The organism is Microbacterium sp. KNMS (assembly GCF_053851835.1).
In genome coordinates, this window is record NZ_JBSQBP010000006.1 from 1 (window position 1) to 23892 (window position 23892).

General features: G+C 72.9%; 19 protein-coding genes and 1 pseudogene. 14 read left to right on the forward strand and 6 right to left on the reverse strand.

The window, feature by feature from the left end:
* The first annotated feature begins 182 nt into the window (after positions 1-182).
* Genes ACWXWW_RS05345 through ACWXWW_RS05360 form a run of 4 tightly spaced genes read left to right on the forward strand, consistent with a single transcriptional unit; the run spans position 183 to position 3981 of the window.
* Entirely contained in the window at positions 183-2192 is a 2010-nt protein-coding gene (locus ACWXWW_RS05345) for a beta-galactosidase (RefSeq protein ID WP_455969173.1), read from the forward strand.
* Positions 2193-2225: 33 nt separating this feature from the next.
* Positions 2226-2636, forward strand: a complete 411-nt coding sequence (locus ACWXWW_RS05350; protein WP_455969175.1) for a hypothetical protein — start codon at positions 2226-2228, stop codon at positions 2634-2636.
* Between the two features lie 50 nt (positions 2637-2686).
* Positions 2687-3208: a PadR family transcriptional regulator gene (locus ACWXWW_RS05355; RefSeq protein WP_455969177.1), complete on the forward strand. Its 522-nt coding sequence runs from the start codon at positions 2687-2689 to the stop codon at positions 3206-3208.
* The gene (locus tag ACWXWW_RS05360) at positions 3205-3981 is read left to right on the forward strand and encodes an alpha/beta fold hydrolase (RefSeq protein ID WP_455969179.1); all 777 of its coding nucleotides are present in this window, start codon (positions 3205-3207) and stop codon (positions 3979-3981) included. The genes ACWXWW_RS05355 and ACWXWW_RS05360 overlap by 4 nt, the downstream gene beginning before the upstream one ends.
* Before the next feature lie 265 nt (positions 3982-4246).
* Here the strand turns inward: ACWXWW_RS05360 and murJ are convergent, their stop codons facing one another.
* From murJ to ACWXWW_RS05375, 3 genes are all read right to left on the reverse strand, one after another.
* Entirely contained in the window at positions 4247-5872 is a 1626-nt protein-coding gene (gene murJ / locus ACWXWW_RS05365; protein WP_455969181.1) for a murein biosynthesis integral membrane protein MurJ, read from the reverse strand.
* The gene (locus tag ACWXWW_RS05370; RefSeq protein ID WP_455969182.1) at positions 5865-8129 is read right to left on the reverse strand and encodes a DUF6049 family protein; all 2265 of its coding nucleotides are present in this window, start codon (positions 8127-8129) and stop codon (positions 5865-5867) included. The genes murJ and ACWXWW_RS05370 overlap by 8 nt, the downstream gene beginning before the upstream one ends.
* Positions 8130-8222: 93 nt before the next feature.
* Entirely contained in the window at positions 8223-9200 is a 978-nt protein-coding gene (locus tag ACWXWW_RS05375; RefSeq protein WP_455969183.1) for a LacI family DNA-binding transcriptional regulator, read from the reverse strand.
* Positions 9201-9286: 86 nt separating this feature from the next.
* On the opposite strand from ACWXWW_RS05375, the gene galT reads away from it, so the two are divergent.
* Positions 9287-10435, forward strand: coding sequence for a galactose-1-phosphate uridylyltransferase (gene galT / locus ACWXWW_RS05380; protein ID WP_324013277.1), 1149 nt, complete (start codon positions 9287-9289; stop codon positions 10433-10435).
* The gene (galK, locus tag ACWXWW_RS05385; protein WP_455969185.1) at positions 10432-11628 is read left to right on the forward strand and encodes a galactokinase; all 1197 of its coding nucleotides are present in this window, start codon (positions 10432-10434) and stop codon (positions 11626-11628) included. Before galT ends, galK begins: the two co-directional genes overlap by 4 nt.
* A 72-nt stretch (positions 11629-11700) precedes the next feature.
* Here the strand turns inward: galK and ACWXWW_RS05390 are convergent, their stop codons facing one another.
* Positions 11701-12138 carry an Hsp20/alpha crystallin family protein gene (locus tag ACWXWW_RS05390; RefSeq protein WP_271172552.1) on the reverse strand — a complete coding sequence of 146 codons (438 nt, stop codon included), beginning with the start codon at positions 12136-12138 and terminating at the stop codon, positions 11701-11703.
* Positions 12139-12319: 181 nt separating this feature from the next.
* On the opposite strand from ACWXWW_RS05390, the gene ACWXWW_RS05395 reads away from it, so the two are divergent.
* From ACWXWW_RS05395 to ACWXWW_RS05410, 4 genes are all read left to right on the forward strand, one after another.
* Positions 12320-13843 (forward strand): DUF7059 domain-containing protein, encoded by a 1524-nt coding sequence (locus ACWXWW_RS05395; protein ID WP_455969187.1) that lies wholly within the window; start codon positions 12320-12322, stop codon positions 13841-13843.
* 155 nt (positions 13844-13998) lie between these two features.
* Complete coding sequence (locus ACWXWW_RS05400) at positions 13999-15426, forward strand: CCA tRNA nucleotidyltransferase (protein WP_271172554.1); 1428 nt, start codon at positions 13999-14001, stop codon at positions 15424-15426.
* Between the two features lie 105 nt (positions 15427-15531).
* Positions 15532-16716, forward strand: a complete 1185-nt coding sequence (locus ACWXWW_RS05405; RefSeq protein WP_282978389.1) for a glycosyltransferase — start codon at positions 15532-15534, stop codon at positions 16714-16716.
* Positions 16717-16720: 4 nt separating this feature from the next.
* A complete protein-coding gene (locus ACWXWW_RS05410) occupies positions 16721-17938 on the forward strand; it encodes a glycosyltransferase (protein WP_271172556.1) in 1218 nt (405 codons plus the stop codon).
* 1 nt (position 17939) lies between these two features.
* On the opposite strand, the gene ACWXWW_RS05415 is transcribed toward ACWXWW_RS05410, so the two are convergent.
* Complete coding sequence (locus ACWXWW_RS05415; protein ID WP_455969190.1) at positions 17940-18092, reverse strand: hypothetical protein; 153 nt, start codon at positions 18090-18092, stop codon at positions 17940-17942.
* A gap of 84 nt (positions 18093-18176) precedes the next feature.
* On the opposite strand from ACWXWW_RS05415, the gene ACWXWW_RS05420 reads away from it, so the two are divergent.
* On the forward strand, positions 18177-19184 hold the full coding sequence (locus ACWXWW_RS05420; RefSeq protein WP_282978392.1) for a GlxA family transcriptional regulator: 1008 nt from the start codon (positions 18177-18179) through the stop codon (positions 19182-19184).
* Between the two features lie 8 nt (positions 19185-19192).
* Here the strand turns inward: ACWXWW_RS05420 and ACWXWW_RS05425 are convergent, their stop codons facing one another.
* On the reverse strand, positions 19193-19732 hold the full coding sequence (locus ACWXWW_RS05425) for a small multidrug efflux protein (protein WP_455969192.1): 540 nt from the start codon (positions 19730-19732) through the stop codon (positions 19193-19195).
* A 157-nt stretch (positions 19733-19889) separates the two neighbouring features.
* On the opposite strand from ACWXWW_RS05425, the gene ACWXWW_RS05430 reads away from it, so the two are divergent.
* The 3 genes and pseudogenes from ACWXWW_RS05430 to ACWXWW_RS05440 all read left to right on the forward strand — a co-directional run.
* Positions 19890-21071, forward strand: coding sequence for a sensor histidine kinase (locus tag ACWXWW_RS05430; RefSeq protein WP_455969193.1), 1182 nt, complete (start codon positions 19890-19892; stop codon positions 21069-21071).
* Positions 21068-21670 (forward strand): response regulator transcription factor, encoded by a 603-nt coding sequence (locus ACWXWW_RS05435; protein ID WP_271172561.1) that lies wholly within the window; start codon positions 21068-21070, stop codon positions 21668-21670. The genes ACWXWW_RS05430 and ACWXWW_RS05435 overlap by 4 nt, the downstream gene beginning before the upstream one ends.
* 89 nt (positions 21671-21759) lie before the next feature.
* Positions 21760-23889, forward strand: a pseudogene (locus ACWXWW_RS05440) (ATP-dependent Clp protease ATP-binding subunit); the annotation flags it as partial.
* Positions 23890-23892: the final 3 nt, after the last annotated feature.

Consider the following 23892-nt stretch of genomic DNA (forward strand, 5'->3'; position numbering starts at 1 on the left):
CCCCTCGACGGGTCGGGGCGCGTGGGCGCCCACCCGCTCGAGTTCAACTGAGCCGACCGCGGGGGGGGAGGGGCCCCCTGGGCGGGGGGGGGGTGTTGTTTTTTTCCCCCCCCCCCCCCCCCCCCCCCGCGCCTCGTCCCGCGCCCATCCGCCGGGCCATCCCCATGACAAGGAGCCGAACCATGCAGACGCACCGCTGGCTGCGCACCCCCGAAGGCACGACGCGACGCATCTCGTACGGCGCCGACTACAACCCCGAGCAGTGGCCCCGAGAGGTGTGGGACGAGGATGTCCGCCTCATGCGCGAGGCGGGCGTCGACGTCGTCTCGGTCGGGATCTTCTCGTGGGCGAAGATCCAGCCGGCAGAGGACACGTGGGACTTCGCGTGGCTCGACGAGGTCATCGACCTGCTGCACGCGAACGGGATCGGCGTCGACCTGGCGACGGCCACGGCGTCTCCTCCGCCGTGGCTCACGATCAAGCACCCCGAGGTGCTCCCCGTCACGCACCACGGGCACATCCTCTCTCCCGGCGCGCGTCAGCACTGGCGCCCGACGTCGCCGGTCTTCCGCGGCTACGCCCTGCGCCTCGTCGAGTCGCTCGCCGAACGCTACCGGGACCATCCGGCGCTCGTCGCGTGGCACGTCAACAACGAGCTCGGCTGCCACAACGCGTGGGACTACTCGGATGACGCGGCGCGCGCCTTCCGCGGATGGCTCGAGAGGCGCTACGGCATGATCGAGCGACTCAACCACGCGTGGGGCACGGCGTTCTGGTCGCAGCAGTACGGGTCCTTCTCCGAGATCCTCCCGCCGCGCGAAGTCGACTCGCATCCGAACCCGACGCAGCAGCTCGACTTCAAGCGCTTCTCGTCCGACGCGCTCAAGGAGCACTTCATCGCCGAGCGCGATCTGCTGCGGCGGATCACCCCCGACATCCCCATCACGACGAACTTCATGGTGATGGGCGAGACGCAGCACGCGGACTACGCCGACTGGGCGCACGAGCTCGACTTCGTCTCGAACGACCACTACCGGCACCCCGGGCCGCAGTCGTACGACGAGCTGGCCTTCTCGGCGGCGCTCGTCTCGGGCATCTCGCATCGCCGCCCGTGGTTCCTCATGGAGCACTCGACGAGCGCGGTCAACTGGCAGAGCGTGAACCGCCCGAAGCGCGAAGGTGAGCTCGTCCGCGACTCGCTCACCCATGTCGCCCACGGAGCGGACGCCGTCTGCTACTTCCAGTGGCGCCAGTCGGCGGCGGGGGCGGAGAAGTACCACTCGGCGATGGTCCCGCACGCCGGCCCCGACAGCCGGGTGTTCCGCTCGGTCGTCGAGCTCGGCGCGACGCTGCGGCGCCTCGACGACATCGCGGGCGCCGAGGCCGTGCCGGCCCCTGTCGCCATCCTGTTCGACTGGGACTCGTGGTGGGGCAGCGAGCTCGACTCCCACCCCACCGAGCTGCTGCGGTACCGGCAGGAGGCCCTCGACTGGTGGACCGCCCTGCGGGATGCCGGCGTGCGCGTCGACGTCGTGCCCGCCGACGTCGACCTCTCGGGCTACCGCCTCGTCATCGCCCCTGTGCTCTACGCCGTCCCGGCCGCGCTCGCGGAGACGCTGGCGGCCTACGTCGAGGCGGGCGGGCACCTCGTCACGACGTACTTCTCGGGTGCCGTGAACGAGGACGACCGCGCGTGGCTCGGCGGCTACCCCGGCGCGTTCCGGGAGCTGCTCGGCGTGCGCGTGGAGGAGTTCCGTCCTCTGTACGACGGCGAGACCATCCGCCTCGACTCCGGCGCGATCGGCACCCTCTGGAGCGAGCCCGTCGACCTCGTCGACCCGGGCGTCGAGGTGCTCGCGCGCTACGCGGAGTCCGAGCTCGACGGCTCCCCTGCCGTCACGCGGCGCGCCGTCGGCGCAGGATCCGCCGCCTACGTCTCGACGCGCCTCGGCGCCGAGGGGCTCGCCACGATCGTCCCCGCGCTGCTCGAGGGCGCGGGCGTCGAGAGCGAGCTGCCGGAGGCGCTGCGCGGGCGAGCCGCGCTCACGCTGCGCGGCTCGGACGGCGCGCGCTTCGCGTTCGTGCTCAATCGCACGGATGACGAGCTGCCTCTCGACGGGGTCGCCGGCGCGCCGCTTCTCGGCGGGAAGACCCTGCCTCCGCGCGGCGTGGCCGTGTTCCGCCAGGATTGAGGGGCGAGGGCGTACCCCTGCCAGGATGGATCCGTGAGACCTCTTCGCACTGTGCTCGCGACCCTCGGCGTCGCGTCGACGCTCGTGCTCGTCGGCTGCGTTCCGTCCCCAGAGGGGGGCGAGGACTTCACCGACTGGGCCCAGCGGATGGAGCACGCGCTGCAGGACCCGGATGGGCGGGGTGGCGGCGGAGGCGACGGGCCAGGTACCGTCACGCTGGTGTCTGTGCCGCCTGGTCCGCAGGAGATCGTCGGGGCGTGCGCGGGTGCGGAGAGCGTGTCGGTCCGGGTCTCGACGCCGGAGGCTGGCCTCGTGCTCGACATGGTCTGCGGGACGACGGCCTCCGGCGCGATCACGGTCCCCGACGGCGCCGAGGTCGTTCTCGACGTCGATGACACGGAGGCGATGTGGTGGGTCGGGCTCAATCCGCCTGCGTCTGGTTGAGTCGCCGGAACTAGTAGACGAGTCACCTAGATGTGTTGTCTACTAGGGGCGTGACCCTCTCCCGCATCATCCTCGGCCTGCTCGCTCTCGCGCCGATGACCGGCTACGACCTCAAGCGGCACTTCGACTCCACCGCCCGGCACTTCTGGGCGGCCGACAAGGCGCAGATCTACCGGACGCTCGCGCGCCTCGTGGACGACGGGCTGGCGGCCGTCGAGGTCATGCCCGGTGCGGGCGCACCTGACCGCCAGGTGCATCGCATCACGGCGGAGGGGCGGGCGGCGCTCGCCGAATGGCTGGTCTCGCCCGTCGAGGCGCATGCCGACCGCGACCCCTTCCTCGCGCGTCTATTCTTCGCCGACGGGCTCGAGCCGGAGGCTCTCCGTCGGCTTCTCGCGGTGCGCCGTCAGGAGGCGGAGGAGCTCCTCGCGCACTTCGAGAGCATCCGAGACACGACGGGCGCACCCCGCGATCGCGCTGCCCGCTTCCGTCTGGCGACGCTCGCGAACGGCATCGCGCACATGCGGGCGGAACTCGCCTGGATCGACGAGATCGAGGCGGACCTGCCATGAGCGCCTTCCCCGTCATCCACCCGGCGCGTGCGGAGACGGGCACTCGGCCCCTCGTGCTCCTCCACGGCGGGAACGTCGCCAACTGGATGTGGGCGCCGCAGGTCGAGGCGTTCCGCGACCGGCTGGTCCTCACGCCGGACCTGCCGGGATTCGGCGTGCGCACGGCGGAGGACTGGCCCGGCCTCGACGCCGTCGCGGATGACGTCGTCGCGCAGGTGCGGTCGGCCGGGGTCGGCGGCGCGTTCGACCTCGTCGGACTGTCGCTGGGCGGAGTCGTGGCCCTCCGGCTGCTGGCCCGGCACGGGGCGGATGTGCCGCGAGCGCTCGTGACGGGGGCACCGCTCACGGGTGTGGGGCGCAGTGCGCGGGCGATCACCGCGCTGCAGCTCGCCCTGTGGGACGCCGCCTGGTTCTGGCGTGCGCAGGCCGCGGCCTTCCGGCTGCCGGAGGATGCCCGCGACGAGTTCGTGCGGCACGGGCTCTCGGTGCGGAAGGAGACCGCCCGTGCGATGTCGGCCGATGTCGACGCGGGCCGCGTGCCGACGGGTCTCGGCGCCTACGGCGGCGCCCTCCTCGCGGTCGCCGGGGAACGCGAGCCGGCCGTCGTGCGCCGGTCCCTCGCCGTGCTCCGGGCAGCGCTGCCGACCGCGCGGACGGGCCTCGTCCCTCGGATGCACCACGTCTGGAACGTCGAGGATGTCCCCCTCTTCAACGACGTCGTGCGCGAGTGGATGGATGGCCGGATGGACCCGCGGATCGCGCGCGCCGACTGAGCCCGAGAGCCGGGGCGGCAGGTCTCGCGGAGATTCTGACCACGACTCCCCGTTCTGCCCGGGTGGAACTGCCCGCCTGGCGTGGTGCGACGGGCGACGCGCCCGAGACGCTCGCACCGCGCCGATAGCGTCGGAGGCGCCCGCGTTCCGCGGGTGCTCCGCTCGGGCGACCCCAGCGCCCGGAGCCGCACCGGCAGGCGTCCCCAGCGCTCCGGTGACCGCCTGCGGCGGGCGCGCCTCGGAAGGCGCCCGCCGCAGGTGAGCGTCAGCGCCTGAGCCGCGCGCGGATGAGCTGCGTGACGGACTTCAGCTCGGGTGAGCGCAGGACCGCGAGGGCGACGACGTAGACGAGCGCCGTGGCGCCGCCGATGAGGATGCACCCCGCGATTGCCTGCGCGATGCCGTCGAGCATCCATCCCCCGGCGCCGCCGCACAGGAGGTACACGCCGACGCCCGCACCGGCGGCGGGGAGGGCCGCCAGCGCGAAGCGCAGCAGGGCCCGGAGCGAGACGCCGAGGCCGAGCGGCCCGAGACGACGCCGGAGGAGCCAGGTCGCGAGCACGACCTGCGCCGTGCTCGACAGCGACTGCCCGGTGGCCACCGCGGCGGTGAGGTAGGGGCGCAGGTCGTCGGTCGAGAACACGAGGATCGAAGCCGTCGCGAAGGTCACCGACAGCGCGCCCTGGAAGACCGTGAACCAGAACGGCGTCCGCGTGTCTCCGTAGGCGTAGAACGTGCGCTGCACGACGAACTGGACCGCGAGCGGGACGAGCCCGATGAGGAATCCGATGAGCACGAGGGAGGCCTCGACCGCCTGCTCCCCGTTCTCGGTGAAGATCCGGGCGACGGGCGCCGCCGCCGCCATGACGGCCGCCGTGGCGAGCACGCAGAGGAGCCCGAGCATCCGGATGGCCCGGCCGATGTCGGCGCGCACCTCGTCGTCGCGCCCGGCAGCCGCGTGCTCGCTGAGCTGGGTGAAGTAGGGGGTGCCGATCGAGAGGACGATCACCGAGTACGGGAGCATGAACACGAGCCACGACGTGAACCAGACGGTCACGGACGCCTGCCCGGACGCGTCCGAGATCGTGCTCTGCTGGTACATCGACACGAGCTGGCCGATGACCATCATGAGGAACGTCCAGCTCGTGAGGCTGCCGACCTCGCGCAGGCCCATGCCGCGCCAGCGGAAGTCGGGGCGGATGCTCAGCCCCGTGCGTCGCCAGAAGAACAGCAGGACGAACATCTGGGCGACGATGCCGAGCGTCGCGACGCCGCCGAGGAGCGCCACCTTGGGGAGGTTCCAGCCGCCGTCCGCGGTCGTCCACTGCGCGAGGGACGACTGATGGCCGCCGAACACGGCGATGAACACGCCGAATCCCGCGATCGAGACGATATTGTTGACGATCGGCGCCCACGCGTACGGGCCGAACACGCGGCGCGCGTTGAGCGTCTCGCCGAGCAGCGCGAACATCCCGTAGAAGAAGATCTGCGGCAGGCACCAGTAGGCGAAGGCGACCGCGAGCGCGATGGTGTCGGGGTCGAACCGGGCGCCGTACAGCCAGATCAGCGGCCAGACGAGGATCATCGCGAGCACGCTCGCGCCCGCGAGCAGCACACCGCCCAGCGTCATGAACTTCGAGATGTGCGAGGCCCCGCCGTCCTCGCGCGCGCTCCACCTCACGATCTGCGGCACGATCACGGCCGTCAGGACGCCCGTCGAGATGATCATGAAGATGTTGTTCGGCAGCTGGTTCGCCGCCGTGAACGCGTCGGAGGCGTTGCCGAACGAGCCGACCGCCGCGATGAGGACGATCGAGCGCACGAGACCCGTGACCCGCGAGGCGAGCGTCCCGGCCGCGATCATGGCGCTGGAGCGGCCGAGGCTAGTCATCCGATGCGTCCCTCTCCCCTGCGGGCGGGCCATCCGCGCCGTCCGCCGTCGCGCCGTCCGCATCCGCGCCATCCGGGGTCGCGCGCTCGGCCATCCGCCGGCGTCGCCGGAGCACCGTGCGGATCACGCCGCCCACGACGAGCAGCACGATGATCGCGACGAGCACGGCGATGCCGATGCGCTCCCACTCGGCGCGCACGGTCACGTCCATGGTCTGCACGCCGCCGATCTGCTCGCCCGATGCCGTGAACAGCGAGACCGCGAGCTGCACCTCGCCGCTTCCGACGCGCGCCTCGACGGGGATCTCGACGCGCGGGTTGCTGCCCGCCGGCACCTGCACCTCGATGCGCTCCTGCACGTCGAGGCGCACGTTGTCGGGCTGCACCTCGAGCACGACCGTGATGGGCCACGCGAGGCTGTTGCGCACCCAGACCGGCAGCGGCGCCTCGGCGCTCAGCAGCTGCACCTGGTCGGACACCGTGACGCCGATGCCGTCGACGCGCTGAGCGGTCAGCTCGGCGTGCGCGCCGATGGCCTCGCGCCAGCGGTCGGGGTCGTCGGTCCATCCGACGCCGAGCAGCTGCAGGGCCTCGGCGCGCGCCTGGCCCGTGAGCAGCTCGGGCTCGTCGAGCGCCGACGCCATGTGCGCGAGGCCCGGCTCGGCGGACGTGAAGGCCGAGACCGCCGCGGTGCGCTCCGGCTCCGGCGCGACCTCGGACACCGTGACGGGCTGCGCCTCGGCCTCAAGGACGTCGGTGAGCGGCACGGCCTCGACCGAAGCATTGCGGGTGACGCTCTCGATGGCGTCGCGCAGGCTCTCCTCGGTGCGGATGGCCGTGGGCGCCTCCGCGTCGTCGGCCGGGTAGGCGGGGCGGTCGAGCGCGACGAGGAGCGGAGCTCCTCCGGTCTCGTGCGCCGCAAACCACAGCTCCGCGGAGGCCTCGACGAGATCGTCCTCGTGCGCGCTCTGGTCGAGCGCGGCGGCGCTGAGCACCTCGGAGATGGCCTCGTCGTACACGAGCGCGCCCTCGGCGCGCGCGGGCACGGCGGCTCCTTCTGCTCCCTCGGCGGTCGACGTCGAGGGGATGAGCGTGGTCGCTCCCTCCACGGCGAGAGCGGACACGACGTCGGGGCCCGCGGATCCCTCGGCCGGCCAGTACACGCGCGCCGCCTCCTCGCCGATGGAGAGGAGCTCCTCGAGGGAGGGGTAGGCGGGTTCGTCCGGCGCGGCGGGCTCCTCCTCCGCGGCGGGCGTGGCCGACGGCGTCGGCTCCGGTGCCGCGAAGTTCTCGCCGCTCTCGAACGCGCGCAGGCTCGTGGGCGCGAGCGGCGCCGCGAGGCCGGCCTGGATCTGCGGTGTCACGTCGGCGTCGCCGAACTGGAGGGCGAAGCGCTCGTTCGGCAGCTCCTCGAGCCGCTCGAGCCACTCGAGGGCGGCAGCGGGCGCTGCCGTGCCGAGCGCGCGGATCGCCGCCGGGATGGCCGGATCGACCGCGAGCACGGCCGTCGTGCCGGCGACGGCCTCGAGCGCCTGCGACAGCGCGCCGTCGGGGCCGGTCAGGGTGCCGATCTCGTCGGCGGTGAGGAGCCCCGCCGCGGTCGGCGGCGCGGTGATCGGGACGATGACCGAGACCGGCGCGCGCTCGCCGTCGGCGACCACGACGACGCTGCGGCCCTCGACCGCGGACGCGCCTGCGCCGAGCGTCGCGCGCAGCGGGTAGACGCCGGCTGCGAGGCCCTCGAGGCCGGCGACATCCGCCGCGACCGAGAGCTCCTCGGTCGCGCTCGCGCCTCCGCCGACCTCGTCGACCGGTGCGGTCTGGAGCGTCGCGAAGTCTCCGTCGGCGTCGCCCGACGTCAGCCAGGCGTCCAGCGCGGCGCGGTCGCCGAGTGCCGAGCGCGCGATGTCGAGGCGGAGCGTGCCCGCCGGCAGCGCCTCCGCGCCGGGGTTGGCGATCGTCGCCGTCGCGTTGAGGGCGGCACCGGCGCCGAGCACTCCCTGCTGTGCGGGGAGGAGCGAGAGAGCGGGCGCCTGGTCGTCGTCGTCCGCGTCTGCGGGAACGCCGACCCGCGCCTCCTGCCCGCTCTCCTTCGGAGCGGTCACGTGCCGGCGGGGCGCATCGGATGGCTCGGAGGTCGCATCGGGGACCGACGCGAGCGCGGGCTGGGCGCCCAGGAGCAGCGCGAGCAGGACCGCGGTCGGCGCGCCCAGACGTCGCAGACAGCTGCGTGCCTCGGCCGTGCGGCGGTGGGTCATGGACATCCTGCTCATCGGGTCGTGCGAGGGCGCACGGGACCGTTCAATCCTACGAACACGGCTGGACGCGCCCTGCGAGGCGTGCCGCAGTGGTCACCGGGGCCGCAGCGAGCTCTCGCGGACGATGAGGCGCGTGGGCACGATCGTGCGGTCGGCCACGACGTCGCCCGCGAGCAGCGCGAGGAGCAGGTCGACCGCGGTCGAGCCGAGCTCGTCGAAGTCCTGCGCCACCGTCGTGAGCGGCGGCCAGTAGTCCGCCGCGTCGACGACGTCGTCGAACCCGGCGACAGCGAGGTCGTCGCGCCCCGCTGCGTGGGCGGCGTGCAGGGCGCCGAGCGCCATCTGGTCGTTCGCCGCGAAGACCGCGGTCACCGCGGGGTCCGCGACGAGCTCCTCCGCGAGATCGCGGGCGGTCGCGGCCGTCCAGTCTCCGCGCAGAGGACGCGGCGCGGTCGCGCCCCTCGCCGCGAGGGCGGCGCGCCATCCCCGTTCGCGCTCGGCGGCGGCGAACGAGCCCGCGGGGCCGGCCAGATGATGCACGGAGGCGTGCCCCTGCGCGAGGAGGTGCGCGGTGGCGCTCTCGGCGCCGCCGGCGTGATCCGACGAGATGACGGTGAACCGCTCGCTCGTGTCGGCGTCGACCGCGACGACGGGGAACCCGGGCTCCGCGGCCTCGTGGATGCTCGGTGTCGCCTCGTTGAGGACCACGGCGCCGTCGACGCCGTGGTCGGCGAGCGCCGCGAACGCCGTGTCGGCGCGCTCGGCGTCCTCCGAGAGCGTCACCACGAGGACGGCGTGGTCCCGGGCCGACGCGGCCTGCGTGACGGCCTCGAGCATGCGGGTGTTGCCGACCGAGGCCAGCGTGCGCACGACGACGCCGATCGTGCGGGTGCGGCCGGTCCGCAGGGCGCGCGCGGTGCGGTTCGGCCGATAGCCGAGCTGAGCCATGGCGGCCTCGACCCGCGCGCGGGTCGTCGGGTCGACGCGAGGAGATCCGTTGGCGACGCGCGAGACGGTCTGGCCCGAGACCCCGGCGAGTCGGGCGACGTCGGCGGCCGACACCTGCGCCATGGGGTCTCCCTTCTCCTGCGACCCACTTTGCACTACCATCCATGTTGACGTCAACACGCGCGGCATCGCGCAGGAACGGAGGAGCCATGGTGGCACCGGGGACGACGCTGGGCGCCGGCGTGGTCAAGCGCGTCGCGCGTCTCGCCGACGGGCGCGAGCTCATCTACTACGACGACCCGGGCACGACGCTGCCCGAGGAGCGGCGCATCGACGAGCGCGAGCTCGGTCCGCGGCCCGAGACGGCGACGATGCGTCGCGACGTGCTCACGGGCGATTGGATCTCGGTCGCCGCCGCGCGCCAGAACCGGGCGTTCCTGCCGCCGGCCGAACTCGACCCGCTCGCCCCGCAGACGCCGACGAACCCGTCGGAGGTGCCGAGCCTCTACGACGTCGCGGTCTTCGAGAACAAGTCGCCGTCGTTCGGCCCGGCACTCGACGTCGCCACGGGGGACGCGCCCGCCGCCGTCGACCCGCCGCTCGGCCTCGACGACCTCGACGCGCCGGGGCTCGGCCGCAGCCGCACGTCGGTCGGCCGCTGTGAGGTCGTGTGCTTCAGCCCCGAGCGCGAGGGCTCCTTCGGCACGCAGACGGAGACCCGCGCTCGGACCGTCATCGAGGCATGGGCAGACCGCACCGCCGCGCTCTCGGCCCTGCCGGGCATCCGCCAGGTCTTCCCGTTCGAGAACCGGGGCGAGCAGATCGGCGTGACGCTGCACCATCCCCACGGCCAGATCTACGCGTACCCCTACATCACGCCGCGCACGAAGCTCCTGCTGCAGGCCATCGAGCGCGAGGGCGCCGATCTGTTCGAGAGGATCATCGCCTTCGAGCAGCAGGGTCCCCGCGTCGTGCTCGAGGCCGAGCACTGGATCGCGTACGTGCCGTTCGCCGCGCGATGGCCCGTCGAGGTGCACCTCGCGCCACGGCGCCACGCCCCCGACTTCGCCGCTCTCACGGACGCCGAGCGCGACGAGCTCGCCTCGGTGTACCTGCGTCTGCTGCGGGGCGTCGACCGTCTCTACGACACCCCCACGCCGTACATCGCGGCGTGGCATCAGGCGCCCGTCGACGTCGCGAGGGACACGGCGCGGCTGCACCTGCAGCTCACCTCGCCGCGTCGCGCGGCCGACAAGCTCAAGTACCTCGCCGGATCGGAGGCCGCCATGGGAGCGTGGATCGGGGATGTCCCGCCCGAGCAGACCGCAGAGCGACTGCGCGAGGCGGTGGGGGCATGACCGCGCAGCACGAGGCGATCGAGCTGCTCCGCTCGCTCACCGCCGGAGAGCCGGTGGGCGTCTGGTCGGCGCCGGGGCGCGCCAACCTCATCGGAGAGCACACCGACTACAACGAGGGCTTCGTGCTCCCGTTCGCGATCGAGCACCGCACGTATGCCGCGGTCGGCATGCGAGGCGACCGCATTATCCGGGTCATCTCGACCCTCGACCGGGCCCCGTTCGAGCTGTCGATCGACGCGCTCGCGGCCACCTTCGACGGCGCAGCGGGTCACGCCGTGCAGAGCGGATCGGTGCCCGAGTGGGCCGCCTATCCCCTCGGCGTCGCCTGGGCCGCCCTCGCGGCGAGCGGGCGCAGCGCGTCGGACGTCGGCGGCCTCGACATCGCCCTCGCATCGGACGTGCCGGTCGGCGCGGGACTGTCCTCGTCGGCGGCGATCGAGGGGGCGACGGCGTCGGCGCTCAGCGATCTGTGGGAGCTCGGGCTCGACGGTCTCTCGATCGCGAAGATCGGGCGGACGGCGGAGAACGAGGCGGTCGGCGCGCCGACGGGCATCATGGACCAGGTGTCGTCGACGCTCGGCCGGCCCGACGCCGCGACCTTCCTCGACTGCCGGACCCTCGCGACGGAGTCCGTCGACCTCGGCTTCGCCCGGGAGGGGCTCGCCCTGCTGGTCATCGACACCCAGGTCACGCACGCGCACTCGACGGGCGGCTATCGCGAGCGCAGGGCCTCGTGCGAGAAGGGCGCGGCCGACATGGGCGTGCCCTCGCTGCGCGACCTGTCGGTCGACGACCTCGCGCGCGCCGCGGAGACGCTCGACGAGGTGACCTTCCGCCGGGTGCGGCACATCGTGACGGAGAACCAGCGTGTGCTGGACACCGTCGCCACGCTGCGCTCGGCCGGGCCGCGGGCCATCGGCGACCTCCTCGTGGCGTCGCACGCGTCGATGCGGGACGACTTCGAGATCTCGGTGCCCGAGCTCGACACCGCCGTCGAGGCCGCGCTCGCGGCGGGTGCGATCGGCGCGCGGATGACCGGCGGCGGCTTCGGCGGCGCGGCGATCGCGCTCGTGGACGCCGATCGAGTCGACGCCGTCGCCGAGGCGGCCCGTGCGGCCTTCGCGGAACGCGGCTTCCGGGCGCCGCACACCTTCACGGTGACGCCGTCGGAGGGCGCGCGTCGCGACGCATAGCCAGCGCACAGGGAGAGGGGCAGATGCGATCGCATCTGCCCCTCTCCCTGTGCGCGCGGATGATCCGGGGGATCAGGAGGTGAGCTCGGGGGCCGTCAGCGTCTGGCTGCTGTCGCCCGAGCGCTGCACCTCGATCTTGCGCGGCTTCGCCTTCTCGCTGATCGGGATGAGCACGCTCATCACGCCGTTCTCGTAGGTCGCCGTGATGCGCTCGGTATCGATGCCCTGGCCGAGGTTCAGCTGACGCATGTACGCGCCCGTCGGCCGCTCGCGCGTGATCCACTTCACGCCCTCTTCGCTGCGGCCCGTCCGCTGGGCGCGGATGGTCAGGAGCTGGCCGTCGACATCGATGTCGACGCTTCCGGGATCGATGCCGGGAAGGTCGGCGCTCAGCACGTAGTGGTCTCCATCGCGGTAGAGATCCATCGGCATGAGGCGGGGGCCCTGGCGGTCGAAGAGCTGCTCGGCCACCCGGTCGAACTCACGGAACGGATCGAAGAACATCGCCATCGTGATCGTCCTCCTCTGTTCGCTCGGCGCTGTTCGCAACATCACCTTGAGTCGCATCGACTCATGTTTCAAATTAGCACTCTCAGGGGGAGAGTGCTAAAAGTGCGCTGTGAGCTCCCTTCGAGCTCGCTCGGAGCGGCGCGGGGAAGCGGATGACACGAGCGCGCGGTTGAATGGTCGGGTGAGCCCGCACCCCGATTCCGCCCTGTGCCGCGACCTCGCCGCCGACCTCTCGGCCGCCCGGTTCCGATCCGAGGCGCTGCGCGCGATGTGGGGAGTCGAGGCCGACGACGCGATCGGGCGCGGGCTCCGCGCCCCCGCCCTCCGGGCCATCCGCGAGCGCGACGACGCGCTCGCCGTCCTCGCGCGGCTGCTCGTCTTCGGCGTCGGGCAGCCGCTCACCGCGGTCGACGCCGCGCTCCCCCGAGTCGGCGCCCGCGGGCTCGTCGCACTCGGACTCGCCGCGGTCGACGCCGACGTCGTCGCGCCGCTCGCGGTCATCCGCCCCCAGTCCTTCCACGACGACCGCGGTCCGGGCGAGTGGCTGCTCGCGAGCGACCTCGACGAGATCGCCCTCGGCGGGGGCGCGCTCGCGGAGGATCACGTGCTCGGCGCGGGCGGAGCATCCCTCACGCTGGCCGGTCTGCAGCTTCCGACTCCCGTGCGGACGGTCCTCGACCTCGGCACGGGGTGCGGCATCCAGGCCCTGCGCGCCCGTCGCTTCGCCGACCGGGTCGTCGCGACGGACATCTCCCGGCGCGCCCTCCGCTTCGCGGAGCTGAATGCGGCGCTCGCGGGCGCGACGGGCATCGAGACGCGGGCCGGGTCGCTGTTCGACCCCGTCGCCGGGGAGGTGTTCGACCGCATCGTGTCGAATCCGCCGTTCGTCATCACGCCGCGGGTCATGGGCGTGCCCGCGTACGAGTACCGCGACGGCGGGCTCGTCGGCGATGCGCTCGTGCAGCAGGTCGTCGCGGGCGTCGGCCGCCACCTCGCTCCGGGCGGAACCGCGCAGTTCCTCGCGAACTGGGAGACGAAGGACGGCGTGCCCGGGCTCGACCGCATGCGCGCCTGGGTCGAGGCGTCCGACGTCGCTCTCGAGGCGTGGGTGATCGAGCGCGAGGAGCTCGACCCGATCGCCTACGCCGAGATGTGGATCCGCGACGGCGGCACGGCCCCCGGCAGCCCCGAGCACGACCGACTCCTCGACGCCTGGCTCGACGACTTCTCGGAGCGAGGCGTCACGGCGATCGGCTTCGGCTACGTGCTCCTGAGGAGGGCGGATGGCGCGCCGCGGCTCGCGCGCTATGAGCGCGTCACGCAGGCGATCCCGTCGGAGGGCGCGCTCGGAACGCACCTCGCGGCGGTGCTCGCGGCGCACGACCGCATCGCGCCCCTCGCCGACGCCGAGCTGCTCGCCCTGCACCTGCGGGCGGCGCCCGACGTCACCGAGTCTCGTCACCACCTCCCCGGCGCCGCGGACCCCAGCGTGATCGAGCTGCGTCAGGGCGGCGGCTTCGGGCGCTCCGTGCAGGCCGCCCCGGCGCTCGCCGCGCTCGTCGGCGCGTGCGACGGGGAGCTCGCCCTGGGGCAGATCGTCGCGGCGCTCGCGCAGCTGCTCGAGACGGACGAGGACGCGCTGCGTGCGGGGCTCCTGTCCGCCGTCCGCGAGCTCGTCCTCGACGGCTTCCTCGCCCCCGCCTGACCCCGCCCCCGGCCCCCGGGCCCCCGGCCCCGGCCCCCGCCCCCCGGGTCCGTGAGACTAGCGCTCGTCGCCGAGACCAGTGCACCGGGCGCTGGTCTCGACGACGGACGCTAGTCTCGAGGGCCGCCCTGCGACCGCCCGGTACCCTGGAAGCCATGCTCAACATGGCCGCCGGTCTCGCGCGCCTCGGCGACCTCGCGGCGTCGCCCGTGGTCGCGACCCTCGCGCAGGCGTTCGCCGATGCGGGTCACGACCTCGCGGTCGTCGGCGGACCCGTGCGCGACGCCCTCCTCGGGCGGACGACGAACGACCTCGACTTCACGACCGACGCGCGCCCCGACGACATCCTGCGGATCGTCACGCCGGTGTCCTCCGCGCAGTGGGACATCGGCCGGGCGTTCGGCACGATCGGCGCGCGCGTGCAGGGCGAGCAGGTCGAGATCACGACCTACCGTGCCGACAGCTACGACGGCGAGACGCGCAAGCCGACCGTCGAGTTCGGCGACACCCTCGAGGCCGACCTCACGCGACGCGACTTCACGGTGAACGCGATGGCGCTGCGCGTCCCCGACGTGCGGCTCGTCGACCCGACCGGCGGCGTGGAGGACCTCGTCGCGGGCGTCCTGCGCACGCCGATCGATCCGCGGGTCAGCTTCGGAGACGACCCGCTGCGCATGCTGCGCGCCGCCCGCTTCTCCGCGCAGCTCGGCTTCGCGATCGAGGAGGGCACGCTCGCGGCGATCGCCGACCTGCGCGAGACGCTCGCGATCGTGAGCCCCGAGCGCGTCCAGGGCGAGCTGACCCGCCTCCTCCAGACCGACGACCCCGTGCGCGGGCTGCGCGTTCTCGTCGAGACGGGCCTCATCGACCAGTTCCTCCCCGAGATCCCCGCGCTGCGCCTCGAGGTCGACGAGCACCACCACCACAAGGACGTCTACGAGCACTCCCTCACCGTGCTCGCGCAGGCCATCGAGCACGAGCGCGCGCGCCATCCGGACGCCGAGCCCGATGTGAAGCTGCGCCTCGCCGCCCTCCTGCACGACATCGGCAAGCCGCGCACCCGCAAGCTCGAGCCCGGCGGAGCCGTCTCGTTCCACCACCACGACCTCGTCGGCGCGCGGATGGCGAAGAAGCGGCTGCAGGCGCTGCGCTACGACGGCGAGACGATCGGCTCGGTCTCGAAGCTCATCGAGCTGCATCTGCGCTTCTTCGGCTACGCCGAGGGCGCGTGGACGGATTCCGCCGTGCGGCGCTACGTGCGCGACGCGGGCGACGAGCTCGAGCGCCTGCACATCCTCACCCGCGCCGACGTCACGACGCGCAACCGCCGCAAGGCCGCGCGTCTCGCGCACGCGTACGACGACATCGAAGCGCGCATCGCGGCTCTCCGCGAGCAGGAGGAGCTCGACGCCATCCGCCCCGACCTCGACGGGAACGAGATCCAGCGGATCCTCGACGTGGGCCCGGGCCCGGTGGTCGGGCAGGCGTACCGGTTCCTGCTCGACCTGCGCCTGGATGAGGGCGCGCTGGGCCCCGAGGAGGCCGAGCGACGGCTGCGCGCGTGGTGGGCCGAGCAGGGCTGAGCCGCGTCGGCACGCCTCACAGTCAGCTCCAAACTGTTGCAATAGGCTCGGGAAGACTTCCCCCAGGCCGCATGGCGCCGCCACGAACTGCACTGTGAGGCATCCGTGACCACTTCCGCGTCCGACCGACTGACCATCCTGCTCGGGTGCGACACGTTCTCGCCCGACATCAACGGGGCGGCCCGGTTCGCGGAGCGCCTCGCCGCGGGTCTCGTCCAGCGCGGACACGACGTGCACGTGAGCGCGCCGAACACGGCGTGGAAGCGCACGGCGCCGCGCACCGAGGTCATCGAGGGCCAGCCGATGACCCTGCACCGGCTGCCGTCGGTGCACCTGTGGTGGCACGAGTGGCTCCGATTCGTGTGGCCGTGGCGCTCGAAGCACTACGCGCGCCAGGTCCTCGACGCCGTGAAGCCCGACGTCGTGCACATCCAGTCGCACATCGTCATCGGCCGCGGCCTCGCCCGCGAGGCGCGCAAGCGCGGCATCCCCGTGATCGCCACGAACCACGTGATGCCCGAGAACATCGTCGACTCGACGAAGCTGCCGCCCGCCCTCAACCGCCTCCTCGTCAAGCTCGCGTGGGACGACGCCAAGCGCACGTTCGACCTCACCGCGGCGGTCACGACCCCGACGCGCAAGGCCGCCGACTTCCTCGAGGCGACGATCGACATCGCCGGCGTCATCCCCATCAGCTGCGGCATCGACAAGTCGCAGTACACGGCCGACCTCTCCCCCCGCACGGAGAACCGCGTCGTGTTCGTGGGGCGCATCACGACCGAGAAGCACGTGGACGTGCTCCTCCGCGCGATCGCGCGTCTCGATCCCGCCCTCGACGTCAAGCTCGACCTCGTCGGCGACGGCGACCAGCGCCCGCTGCTCGAGCGGCTCGCCGACGAGCTGGGGATCGCCGACCGCGTGACGTTCTTCGGCCACACGACCGACGAGGTGCTGCGCGACGCGCTCACGCGCGCCTCGGTGTTCGCGATCGCCTCGATCGCCGAGCTGCAGTCGATCGCCACCATGGAGGCCATGGCGTCCGGTCTGCCGGTCGTGGCGGCCAACGCCGTCGCGCTCCCGCACCTCGTGCACGAGGGCGAGAACGGCTACCTCTTCGAGCCGGGCGACGTCGACGCGCTCGCGGCGCGGCTGACGGATGTGCTCACGGCAGCTCCCGAGGAGCGCGAGCGCATGCAGAGAGCATCCCTGCGGATGGTCGAGGCCCACGACATCACGCGCACGCTCGACACGTTCGAGGCGCTGTACCGGGGCGAAGCGCTCCCCGCCTGACGCCGTGCACATCGTCATCTTCGGCGACCAGCACGTCGAGACGCTGGGCGGGGCGCAGGTCTCGACGCGGCTGCAGCGCAGCTTCCTCGAGCGGGCGGGTCACGTCGTCACCGTCGTCGCGCCCCGGCGCTGGTCGCGCGACCCCGTGAACCGCGACGACCCCGCCTACCTCGACCTGCCGTCCGTGCCCGTCACGTGGGACCGTGAGTACTCGTTCGCCTGGCCGGGTGCCTCGGCCGACGCGTTCATCGACCACGCGCTGACCCGCCGGGTCGCCCAGGGCACGCCGCTGCCCGACCTCGTGCACGTCCAGGCCGACTTCTGGGGCGCGTTCCTGGGGCATCGCCTCGCGCGCCGGCTCCGGGTTCCGGTCGTGCACACCATGCACAACCGGGTCGACGTCGGCATCGAGGCGACCGCGCCCTTCCCGGGTCTCGTCCTCCGGGCGCTCAACGCGTGGCGACGGCGCGCCCTGCCCGGCTCAGGACCGGGCGACGACGGATGGGCGTACCTGCGCGGCCTCGCGCGCGGTGCGTCGGCGGTGACGGCGCCGTCGCGCCACTTCGCGCGGCGGCTCGAGGAGCACGGGGTCTTCGCGCCCGTCGACGTCGTGTGGAACGGCATCGACGACGACGTCCGCGCGCGCGTGCTGCAGGCCGCCCCGATCCTCCGCGCCCCCGGGCGTCCGCGCTTCGTGTGGCTCGGGCGCATGTCGCCCGAGAAGCGGCTCCTCCCCGCGCTCGAGGCCTTCGCCGACGCCGGCGTGCGCGCCGAGCTGGAGGTCATCGGCGGGGGCTTCGAACTTGAGAAGGCGCGGCGACTCGTGGCGCAGCGGGGGCTCGGCGACCGCGTGCGGTTCGCCGGCCGGCTCCCCTACGAGCAGACTCTCGCGCGCATCGCAGCCGCCGACGCCCTCATCCAGACCTCGATCGGCTTCGAGACCCAGGGCATGACCCCGTTCGAGGCGGCGACCCTCGGCACGCCGTCGATCATCAGCGACCCCGACATCGCGGGCGAGTTCGACGGCGGCATCTGGGCGGTGCCCGCGCCCGACGACGAGCCGGGCCGGATCGCGGCGCTCGCCGCGGCCATCCGCACCGCCGCCGACGACATCGCGGCCGGCACCGCGCCCGTCCCGACCGAGCGCGTCGCCCACGAGTTCCTGCAGTCGTCGCGCACGGCGGCGATGGTCGAGGTCTACGAGCGCGTCCTCGGCCGCTGACTCATCCCTGCACGGGGGTCACGCCGACCGTGTGCGCACGCGCCGCGTCGGCTTCGGATCCGTCCGAGGGCGCGCCGCCGCCCGGGAGCACCGCCGCGGCGACGGCGGCTCCCGCGGCGACCACAAGGGCGGTGACGATGACGACGACGAGCATGGCAGGAACGCTACGGTTGTGCGATTCCTGCCGCGAGTGGCAGGATGGCCACAGATCGTCGCATTTCTGCCAACCGGAGCGCTCATGAAGACCGTCGCGTGCATCGTCCAGGAGGGGTTCGCCCCGTTCGAGTTCGGGCTGGCGTGCGAGGCGTTCGGCCTCGACCGCAGCGCCGACGGCGTGCCGAGCTTCGACTTCCGTCTCGTCTCCCCGACACCCGGTCTCGTGGCATCCAACCTCGGGTTCTCGATCACGGTCGACGCCGACCTGTCCTTCGCCGACGAGGCCGACCTCGTCGTCGTCACCCCGATCCCCCGGTCGTCGTGGGGTGCCGTCGACGAGCGCGTGTGCGAGGTCATCCGTCGCGCCGTCGCACGCGGAGCGTGGGTGCTCACCGTCTGCAGCGGCTCGTTCGTCGTCGCGGCCTCGGGCGTGCTCGACGGGCGCAGGGCGACGACGCACTGGATGTACGCCGACACGATGCGGCGCATGTACCCGCGCATCGAGGTCGACCCCGACGTCCTCTTCGTGCAGGAGGGCCGCATCATCACGAGCGCGGGCACGGCGGCCGGTCTCGATGCCTGCCTGCACCTCCTTCGACAGGAGATCGGGGCCGAGCTCACGAACCACATCGCGCGGCGGATGGTCGTCCCGCCGCAGCGCGACGGCGGCCAGGCCCAGTTCATCCTGAACCCGCTGCCGGCGGAGGCGAGCCTGTCGCTCGCGCCGGTCGCCGACTGGGCTCTCGAGAACCTCCACCGCGAGCTTCCCGTCGACGAGCTCGCGCACCGTGCGCACATGTCGCCGCGCACGTTCGCGCGGCGGTTCAAGGCCGATTTCGGCACGACGCCGGCCGCATGGCTCGCGCGCCAGCGGGTCATCCAGGCGCAGCGCCTGCTCGAGCGGACGGACTGGGGGCTCGACCGCATCGCGGCCGACTGCGGCTTCGGCTCGGCCGCGGTGCTGCGCCAGAACTTCTCGCGCGTGCTCGGGATCTCGCCGGCCGCGTATCGCGCGCGCTTCGCGTGCCCCGAGATGGCAGACGGCGACGAGCGGATGGCCGCAGGGGCCGATCCGCTCGTCGCCGCGTAGCGCGGGGGTCAGCTCGCGATCGAGATGATGCCGGTCAGGGCGAGCGTGATGAGGGTCGTCCAGCCGACGATCGCGATGCCCTGCCAGAAGAGGATGCGCGCGCGGCCCACGCCGGCGGCGGCGAGCATCGTCGCGGTGAACTGCGTCGGCAGGAGGAGCGGACCGAGGAGGCTCACGCCAGGGACGCCGTAGCGCACGAGCGCCCGCTGGAACTTCTCCCTGCGGGGCGACGCAGCGGGGGCCGCGACGGCGGTGCCGCCCTCGGTGATCGCGCCGCCGCCCGCGGCGACCGCCACGCGCTCGCGGTGCCGCGTCACGATCGCGCGTCGGGTGCCCGAGCCGAGGAGCACGAGCGCGGCGACGCAGAGGAAGTTGCCGATCGCGCCGGCCGCGGCGGCGATCGCCGGGTGGATGCCGCCGATGATGCCGATCGCCGCGGCTCCCTCGCCCTCGATGAACGGGACGGCGCCCGCGAGGGCGACGATGAGCGGCTGGGCGAACTCCGGGACCTGGGCGACGAGGTTCTGGAAGGTCTCGATGAGGTTCATGCTGTGCTCCTGTCGGCTGTGCTGCGGAGGGGTCTCTCCGGCGATGTCTCCACTCCATCGCGCCGCGGCCGATCGCGGCAGTGCCGAGGTGTCACCGGAGTGCGGGAGAGCTGCACGCGCAGGGGGTGACATCTGTCACGGCCGTACTGTGGTGAGAGTGAAGGCGACATCGGGGGACGCGCGTCGGGGCGCGATCGATCTGACGCGCGGCATCGCCGCGACATGGTGGTACACGATCAGCGCGGTGATCTTCTTCGAGGCCATGATCGCCCTGCTCTGGACGACGACCTGGGCCGTCGCGAGCGGGGCCGCGTGGCAGGGGCTCCTCGCCGGAGCCGTCGGCGTCGTGTGGGTCGCGTGCACCGTGCCCCTCCTCCTCGTGCATCGGTCGCGCAGCGAGTCGGACCCGCTCGTGGCGAAGCGCCTCGTGCCGCTCGTGCTCGTCGCGGCCGCATCGGGCGCGGTCCTCGGCGTCCTGACGCACAGCTGGCTCCTCGGCCTCCTGCTCCCCGCGCACGCCGTGGTCCTGCTCAACTGGTCTCGCGGCGTCCGCCTGCGCCTCGTCATGGCGATGACGGCCGCGCTCGCGGCGGCATGGTGGGTCGACGCGCGCGGCGGCGGGGGCATCCTCGCGGTCGAGGGGGCGCCGATGCTCGCGGCCTTCTGCGTCATGCTGCCGGGAGTGGCCGTCCTGTCGCTGTGGTGGTGGGATGTGCTCGTCGCGCTCGACCGCGCGCGGGTCGCGGAGTCGCGGCTCGCGGCGACGCAGGAGCGGCTCCGGGTCGCGACCGACGTGCACGACCTCCAGGGGCACCACCTCCAGGTGATCGCGCTGCAGCTCGAGCTGGCCGAGAAGCTCATGGACCGCGGCGAGACCGGCGCGGCGCTCGAGCAGGTGCGGGCCGCGCGGGTGAGCGTCGCGGATGCCACGCAGGGCACGCGCGACCTCGCGACGCGCTTCCGGTCGGCGCCGCTGTCGGATGAGCTCGCCAACGCGCGCGACCTCCTGCAGGCCGCGGGGGTCGCGGCGGCGCTCGAGATGCCACCGGATGCCGACGAGGCGCCCGGTGCCGTGCTCGGGCCTGTCATCAGGGAGACCACGACCAACGTCCTGCGGCACGGCGGGGGGCGGATGGCGCGCCTCTCGCTCGCGCGCGTCGACGGCGCATGGCGCTACGAGATCGCGAACGACCGCGCAGGGGCCGCCGAGGCGCGCGACGGCGCCGGCCTCGAGGGGATCGGACGCCGTGTCGCCGAGGTCGGCGGGCGTCTCGACGTCCGACGGGACCCCGACGCGTTCGCCGTCGTGGTGGAGGTTCCCGAGGAGGTCGTCCGATGATCCGCGTGCTGCTCGCCGACGACGAGGCGATGATCCGCTCCGCGCTCGCGGCGCTCCTGCGCCTCGAGGACGACATCGAGGTCGTGGCCGAGTGCGCCGACGGCTCCGAGGCGGTCGCGGAGGCGCTGCGCGTCGAGCCGGACGTCTGCCTCCTCGACCTCGAGATGCCGGGTCTGGACGGCGTCGAGGTCGCCGCGCAGTTGAGCCGGCGCATCGCGACGCGGTGCGTGGTCGTCACGCGCCATGCGCGGCCGGGCGTGCTGCGCCGCGCGCTCTCCTCGGGCGTCGCGGGGTTCCTGCCGAAGTCGCGCGGCGCGGGCGAGGTGGCCCAGGTCATCCGGCGAGTTGCAGCCGGTGGCCGGTACGTCGACCCGGAGATCGCGGCCGACGCCCTCGCGGACGAGCGCTGCCCGCTCACCCCGCGCGAGCTCGACGTGCTGCGCGTGGGACGACGCGGCGAGACCACGGGGCAGATCGCGCGCTCGCTGTCTCTCGCGCCGGGCACGGTCCGGAACCACATCTCGGTGATCCTCGGCAAGCTCGGGGTCGAGACACGGCAGCAGGCCGTGCTCGTCGCCGAGGAGAGCGGCTGGATCTGAGCCGCGCCCTTCCCCGCGGGTCAGGTGGCTGATAAACTTGAGTCACTTCGACTCAGGTTTAGAGTCACCGTGACTCAGGGAGGACAGGAATGCAGGCGAACCAGATGCCGCAGCAGGAGGAGCAGCAGAGCGCCCTCGAGCAGTTCGGCATCAACCTCACCGAGCGCGCCAAGCAGGGCAAGCTCGACCCCGTGATCGGCCGTGACAGCGAGATCCGCCGGGTGAGCCAGGTGCTCACGCGGCGCACGAAGAACAACCCCGTGCTGATCGGCGAGCCCGGTGTCGGCAAGACCGCGGTCGTCGAGGGGCTCGCCCAGCGGATCGTCGCCGGCGACGTCGCCGAGAGCCTCAAGGGCAAGGAGCTCATCGCCCTCGACATCTCCGCCCTCGTCGCGGGCGCGATGTACCGCGGCCAGTTCGAGGAGCGCCTCAAGAAGGTGCTCCAGGAGATCACGGAGTCCGAGGGCCGCGTCATCACGTTCATCGACGAGCTGCACGTGCTCATGGGCGCGGGCGGCGGCGAGGGGTCGGTGGCCGCGGCGAACATGCTGAAGCCGATGCTCGCCCGCGGCGAGCTGCGCATGATCGGCGCGACGACGCTCAACGAGTACCGCGAGTTCATCGAGAAGGACGCCGCTCTCGAGCGCCGCTTCCAGCAGGTCTACGTGGGCGAGCCGAGCGTCGAGGACACCGTCGCCATCCTCCGCGGTCTCAAGGAGCGCTACGAGGCGCACCACAAGGTCGCGATCTCGGATGGCGCGCTCGTCGCGGCTGCGGGGATGTCGCACCGGTACATCCCGAGCCGGCAGCTGCCCGACAAGGCCATCGACCTCATCGACGAGGCCGCGTCGCGGCTGCGCATGGAGATCGACTCCGCGCCGCTCGAGATCGACGAGCTGCGCCGGCACGTCGACCGCCTGAAGCTCGAGGAGCTCGCCCTCAAGAAGGAGAAGGACGCCGCGTCGAAGGACCGGCTCGAGAAGCTCCGCGAGACCCTCCGCGAGGAGGAGGCGCACCTGAAGGGACTGCAGGAGCGCTGGGAGGCCGAGCGCGCGTCGCTCAACCGCGTCGGCGACCTCAAGACCCGGCTCGACGCCGCACGCAGCGAGGCCGAGCGCGCGCAGCGCGAGGGCAACCTCGAGCGCGCGTCGCGCCTGCTCTACGGCGAGATCCCGGGTCTCGAGCGCGAGCTCGCGGATGCCGAGAAGGCCGAGCGCAGCGACGAGCGGATGGTCGGGGACCAGGTCACCGACGCCGACATCGCGTCGGTCATCGCGGCGTGGACGGGCATCCCCGTCGGGCGCCTGCTGCAGGGCGAGACGGAGAAGCTGCTCCACCTCGAGGCCGAGCTCGGCAGGCGGCTCATCGGTCAGAAGGAGGCCGTGAAGGCCGTCTCCGATGCCGTCCGGCGCTCGCGTGCGGGCATCAGCGACCCGAACCGGCCCACGGGGTCGTTCCTGTTCCTCGGCCCCACGGGCGTGGGCAAGACCGAGCTCGCGAAGGCGCTCGCCGAGTTCCTCTTCGACGACGAGCACGCCATGGTGCGCATCGACATGTCGGAGTACGGCGAGAAGCACTCGGTCTCGCGCCTCGTCGGCGCCCCTCCGGGCTACATCGGCTACGAGCAGGGCGGGCAGCTCACCGAGGCGGTGCGCCGGCGGCCCTACAGCGTGGTGCTTCTCGACGAGGTCGAGAAGGCCCACCCCGAGGTCTTCGACGTGCTCCTGCAGGTCATGGACGACGGACGGCTGACGGATGGCCAGGGCCGCACGGTCGACTTCAAGAACGTCATCCTCATCCTGACCTCGAACCTGGGATCGCCGATCCTCATCGATCCGACGATCTCCGCCGAGGCCAAGCGCGAGCAGGTGATGCTCCTCGTGCGGCAGGCGTTCAAGCCGGAGTTCGTGAACCGTCTCGACGACATCGTGATGTTCCAGGCCCTCAGCCAGGACGACCTCGCGCAGATCGTCGAGCTGCAGGTCGACGCGCTGCAGGAGCGGCTGGGCGACCGTCGGCTCACGCTCGCGGTGACGCCGGATGCCCGCGCCTGGCTCTCCGAGCGCGGCTACGACCCGGTGTACGGTGCGCGGCCGCTGCGCCGCCTCATCCAGCAGGAGATCCAGGACCGCCTCGCCATGGCCATCCTGTCGGGCGGCGTGCATGACGGCGACACGGTGCGCGTCGACGTCGACGCCGCGGGCGACCACCTCGCGCTCGTC

What these genes read in the sequence shown, in the direction of transcription:
- ACWXWW_RS05435 (WP_271172561.1), top strand. Translation starts at nt 21,068, where the DNA reads ATGATCCGCGTGCTGCTCGCCGACGACGAGGCGATGATCCGCTCCGCG.
- ACWXWW_RS05390 (WP_271172552.1), bottom strand. Translation starts at nt 12,138, where the DNA reads ATGGCGATGTTCTTCGATCCGTTCCGTGAGTTCGACCGGGTGGCCGAG.
- ACWXWW_RS05420 (WP_282978392.1), top strand. Translation starts at nt 18,177, where the DNA reads ATGAAGACCGTCGCGTGCATCGTCCAGGAGGGGTTCGCCCCGTTCGAG.
- galT (WP_324013277.1), top strand. Translation starts at nt 9,287, where the DNA reads ATGGTGGCACCGGGGACGACGCTGGGCGCCGGCGTGGTCAAGCGCGTC.
- ACWXWW_RS05425 (WP_455969192.1), bottom strand. Translation starts at nt 19,732, where the DNA reads ATGAACCTCATCGAGACCTTCCAGAACCTCGTCGCCCAGGTCCCGGAG.
- ACWXWW_RS05345 (WP_455969173.1), top strand. Translation starts at nt 183, where the DNA reads ATGCAGACGCACCGCTGGCTGCGCACCCCCGAAGGCACGACGCGACGC.
- ACWXWW_RS05415 (WP_455969190.1), bottom strand. Translation starts at nt 18,092, where the DNA reads ATGCTCGTCGTCGTCATCGTCACCGCCCTTGTGGTCGCCGCGGGAGCC.
- murJ (WP_455969181.1), bottom strand. Translation starts at nt 5,872, where the DNA reads ATGACTAGCCTCGGCCGCTCCAGCGCCATGATCGCGGCCGGGACGCTC.
- ACWXWW_RS05375 (WP_455969183.1), bottom strand. Translation starts at nt 9,200, where the DNA reads ATGGCGCAGGTGTCGGCCGCCGACGTCGCCCGACTCGCCGGGGTCTCG.
- galK (WP_455969185.1), top strand. Translation starts at nt 10,432, where the DNA reads ATGACCGCGCAGCACGAGGCGATCGAGCTGCTCCGCTCGCTCACCGCC.
- ACWXWW_RS05370 (WP_455969182.1), bottom strand. Translation starts at nt 8,129, where the DNA reads ATGACCCACCGCCGCACGGCCGAGGCACGCAGCTGTCTGCGACGTCTG.
- ACWXWW_RS05360 (WP_455969179.1), top strand. Translation starts at nt 3,205, where the DNA reads ATGAGCGCCTTCCCCGTCATCCACCCGGCGCGTGCGGAGACGGGCACT.
- ACWXWW_RS05400 (WP_271172554.1), top strand. Translation starts at nt 13,999, where the DNA reads ATGCTCAACATGGCCGCCGGTCTCGCGCGCCTCGGCGACCTCGCGGCG.